This is a genomic window from Saccharospirillum impatiens DSM 12546, assembly GCF_000423605.1.
In the GTDB taxonomy this organism is placed as follows: domain Bacteria; phylum Pseudomonadota; class Gammaproteobacteria; order Pseudomonadales; family Natronospirillaceae; genus Saccharospirillum; species Saccharospirillum impatiens.
In genome coordinates this window covers 1-3818 of sequence record NZ_AUIH01000108.1, presented here as the reverse complement: position 1 = coordinate 3818, position 3818 = coordinate 1, and the positions used below count along the sequence as shown (strand labels likewise).

Genomic DNA, 3818 nt, shown 5'->3' with positions numbered 1-3818 from the left:
TTACCACCAAGCGGATCCGACGACCAATGGAGGACGTTGGCATCTTTCTGAAAAATCGCCCTTTCTGGACGGGCACTAGCTAGTTATTCACGGCTAATTTTGGCCATGTTTTCAACCAGTTTTTATCGTGCATGCGTTGTTTGAACGCATTTGGCTTTAGCCTTTTCACATTCGGTGTGATCGTATAGTCGAAGAGTCTGTCTATACCAAGGGGTGCGACGATGGTGATGTGACCCTCTGTATCTATCCTGGCACCGACGGCCGTTTCCACTTCCACCCAATAGCTCATGGCATCTGCAGTTGACGTATAAGGGCTGTCTGAGTTTCTGTGATGCATTCTTGCCTGGTTCTTAACCGACCAGGGCAGAGCCGCCATCGCATACAGATGGCGTTCTAACGCTTTTTCTCTGGATTCGCTCACGTCTTCGGCATCGAAGTAGATCAAGTCGATATCGTTCAGTGTGGTAGCGTTCGAAAAGCCATGGGTTTTGTCCCATACCAGGTTGCGTACAAATCCGGCGGCGAGGCACCAATCTTTTAAGCCCAGCGTACTGGCGAGGGTTAAGGCCTCCATCCGCATAGGGTCTGCAGTGATCCATTGTGCAATCAGAGTTTCTCTCTTCATTTCAATGCTTCTTTCTCCTTCCTTTGTACACTCTATTCCTCTATCAGGCAGTCACTTGGGACCCATCCCATGCCTTTCTCAGCGTGCTCTACCCAGGACCACTGGCAGTGCTCGTAGTGAACCAATACCCGATCTTCCCGGTTGATGTCCAGTTCCTTGGCTGAATAGTCCCCAGTTGCGAAGCCTGATGAGTTTTCTGCAGTGATGTTGATCAGGGAAAGTGGTGCCCAACCCTCCTTTCCTCTCGGATCTGTAACACGAACCCAGCCGTCGTATTCAGTATCCAGTTCACCAATGTCGAGCGTATCCCCACTCTTAAAAGAAATCGGGTCGGGATAATTCGACTGATGGTTTCTGATAGCTTTTGCTTTATTCATAGCGGGCAATACTCCAACAAGAAAGAGCACTCTTTCAAGTCTACTCTATAATCGGCTTTGCAGTTTTTGTGCTCATAAACATCAGTTCCTCGGTGGATCTCGATTTATCTACAGAAAAACCGAGATTTGCATACAGTGATCTGGCGGCTCGGTTGTAGCGGTAAACGCGTAGAGTGATTGTTGGATGGCCCGTATGTTTCACCGCCTGATCAATCAGCCTTTCACACAACGCACGGCCGACACCGGCCCCTCGTACATGAGGTGAAATGATGATTCGACCGAGGTGAACAGCGCCCTGGTCTTCAGTTCAGAATTGTCCAAACCCTATGCAATGGTTCTCGTCTGTCGCTAGACAGTAGCTGCGGCCACCGGGGACTGCGAGTAAATTTGAAAGCTTATCTGATTGAAATGGAAACGGTAGCATAGGGCCAGCCCAGCGGGCGCAGGACGTTGCATCATTTAACCAGGTTGCCATGGTTAGGTAATCCATCTGCTTTGGTGCGCGAAGTTTCGTGTTCATGCGGCTACCGTCCACTTCATAGGTGACGGTGCTAAAAATACCTATTGGACGAGTATCCAATCCATCTACCGGCGTGGTGCCAATAAGATGTATGCTTGAAACTGGAAGCCGGGATAGAAGCTGTGACGTTCCTCGGAAAGTCTTTTTGGCCAAGAGGTTTCATAGGGTACTACTTCACTTTGGAGGTAGTTCATTGGTGATCTGATGAGTCATTGGCATTGAGCTGTTTTATATCGTGACAAAGCGATAAAAATAAACAATCTTCACCGTGGATGCACTTGTTATTGTATCCGTAAGACTAAATGCAATCACTTGCTAATCTAACCCGGTTCGATAAATTCACAACCCGAATCCACTTTTTAACGCAGGTAATCCCGTGCACTCCAAACGCAGCCGGCTGGACCGGTTCATCGCCCGAACCTGTCAGGTCCCTCTCAAAGCGGTTAAGCCACTGCTGGCGCGTGGGTTGGTGTGTGTCAACGGTACGGTGGTGAACGATGCACAATGGGCCGTTGATGAGTTCGATCTTGTTGTCTGCGACGGGGTTGTGTTGCAAGAGCGCACGCCATTGTATTTCATGTTACACAAGCCCGTGGGTGTGGTCAGTGCCACCCGGGATGCACAGCACACTACTGTGCTGGACCTGATCGACCACCCTGATAAAGAGAGCCTGCATATTGTCGGGCGGCTGGATCTGAATACGTCGGGCCTGGTCTTGTTGACTAACGATGGGCGCTGGTCACGGGCGTTGACGTCGCCGGAAGGCAAGGTACCCAAGCGGTATCAGGTTCGGGTGACATTTCCGCTGGACGAGCGTTATGTAAAAGCCTTTGCCGAAGGGTTTTACTTTGAAACAGAAGGCGTTGTCACCGCCCCGGCAACGTTGACGCTTACCTCCGCTACCACGGCGGAGCTGGTGTTGACGGAAGGCAAGTACCACCAGGTAAAGCGCATGTTCGGCCGGTTTCGCAATCCGGTGCTGGCGCTGCATCGAACTGCCGTGGGACCCTATGTGTTGGATGACACCTTGGCCCCCGGGGAGTTCAAACCGCTGGTGGTACCCCGTGCCCGCCTACATAGCGGTTAAGCTGTGCCGGCTTCCAGTCTGTCAGTGTTTTGGGGTCTGGCTTGTAGATCTCTACGGTCAGTGGGTAACAGGCTGCGGCATCGCTGGAGTGGCTCGCACTGCAATCCCCGCCCGGGCATGCTGACAGCGCGCCTAACAGGTCTATTTCTGCAAAAAACTCAAGGTAGTCTCCCGGCCGAACCGGGCTGGCTTTCATGAAGTACTGGTGGGTATCGCGCGTAAATCCGGTGCACATGAAGACGTTGAGTACGTCATGAACCTCTTGCTCGGCTGCTGCCAAGGGTTGGCCTGACTGCTTCGCCAGTGCACGAGTCAGGTTGGAATGGCAGCAGTGGTGATAGTGTTCATTGCTCAGCAGAGCGCCGGTGTAGGGGTCACATCGGGTGCCAATCACGTCGTGTACGCTGGCACCGTCGTCATCCCAACCGTACCAGTCGAGGGTGTCTCTGGTGATGGTGGCCATGGGCCTGAGGTAGGGGAAGGTGCTCCAAAGGCGGTCTCCGGTGCTCAGGTGCGTGCCGTGCAGGGCGCGTGTCTTACCACTGTAAAAACGTTCATTCAGGTTGTGGCGGTGCCACAGGTTAAGGTCACCGACCTGCGCGCCCTCGGTGCTGATGATGCGGAAGAAATGACCGGCCGGTACTTCGAAGGTGGCCGCTTCTCTGGGTGCTACCCTGATCTGGTGAGTGGGTGACATTTCAGATCTGGCCCGGGCATACCAGGTGGCATCGAAGGTCGGGAGCCCATCGTTCGGGTAAGCGATGACCGCCTGGGCGGCACGTCGCAAGGCCGCGTCGTCGGGTTCGCGGTGTTCGGCAGGCGGTTTCATTCGCTCGGTGTCTCCTGTTGGCCGGGTTAGGGATCTGGTTGGGCCCTGGGGCTCGTAGTGAGTGGCTGTATGAGTTGTTTTGCGTAAAGCGGAGCGCGGTCCGTTCAACTTAGGCGACGAGCACGATAAACTACCGTGCCGGTGCGCTTTGGCATCGGCCCAAAGGATGCACCATTAAAGGATAAAGTGACCCCATTGTGAACAAAGAATCCGATGTTATTGTCAACCGCAACTGGCTGTTCGCCTGGGGTGTGGTGGTCGTCGTCTCGCTGTCGGTTTATTTTCTGGGCTCTTCGTAAAACTCTGTGGAACCCTATGGCAGCATATCCAGCTTCCCACAGTGAAACAGTATGCTCGTTCTAAAGCCTTCGAAAGAACGA

Annotated in this window: 4 protein-coding genes and 1 pseudogene; 1 reads left to right on the top strand and 4 read right to left on the bottom strand. The window is 53.2% G+C overall.

Annotation, left to right across the window (positions count from 1 at the left end):
• Positions 1 to 79: 79 nt before the first annotated feature.
• From G565_RS0120455 to G565_RS27830, 3 genes and pseudogenes are all read right to left on the bottom strand, one after another.
• The gene (locus tag G565_RS0120455; RefSeq protein WP_028672469.1) at positions 80 to 625 is read right to left on the bottom strand and encodes a nucleotidyltransferase family protein; all 546 of its coding nucleotides are present in this window, start codon (positions 623 to 625) and stop codon (positions 80 to 82) included.
• 32 nt (positions 626 to 657) lie between these two features.
• A complete protein-coding gene (locus G565_RS0120450; RefSeq protein ID WP_028672468.1) occupies positions 658 to 1002 on the bottom strand; it encodes an SH3 domain-containing protein in 345 nt (114 codons plus the stop codon).
• A gap of 40 nt (positions 1003 to 1042) precedes the next feature.
• Positions 1043 to 1285: pseudogene (locus tag G565_RS27830) on the bottom strand (GNAT family N-acetyltransferase); the annotation flags it as partial.
• A 613-nt stretch (positions 1286 to 1898) separates the two neighbouring features.
• Here G565_RS27830 and G565_RS0120440 point away from each other — a divergent pair.
• Positions 1899 to 2609: a pseudouridine synthase gene (locus tag G565_RS0120440; protein WP_028672466.1), complete on the top strand. Its 711-nt coding sequence runs from the start codon at positions 1899 to 1901 to the stop codon at positions 2607 to 2609.
• On the opposite strand, the gene G565_RS0120435 is transcribed toward G565_RS0120440, so the two are convergent.
• Positions 2566 to 3438 carry an urea carboxylase-associated family protein gene (locus tag G565_RS0120435; RefSeq protein ID WP_028672465.1) on the bottom strand — a complete coding sequence of 291 codons (873 nt, stop codon included), beginning with the start codon at positions 3436 to 3438 and terminating at the stop codon, positions 2566 to 2568. The two genes, G565_RS0120440 and G565_RS0120435, sit on opposite strands and share 44 nt — an antisense overlap.
• Positions 3439 to 3818 lie beyond the last annotated feature (380 nt).

Excerpts from the sequence above, each read along its gene's own strand:
- G565_RS0120450 (WP_028672468.1), bottom strand. The coding sequence starts at position 1,002 with ATGAATAAAGCAAAAGCTATCAGAAACCATCAGTCGAATTATCCCGAC.
- G565_RS0120455 (WP_028672469.1), bottom strand. The coding sequence starts at position 625 with ATGAAGAGAGAAACTCTGATTGCACAATGGATCACTGCAGACCCTATG.
- G565_RS0120435 (WP_028672465.1), bottom strand. The coding sequence starts at position 3,438 with ATGAAACCGCCTGCCGAACACCGCGAACCCGACGACGCGGCCTTGCGA.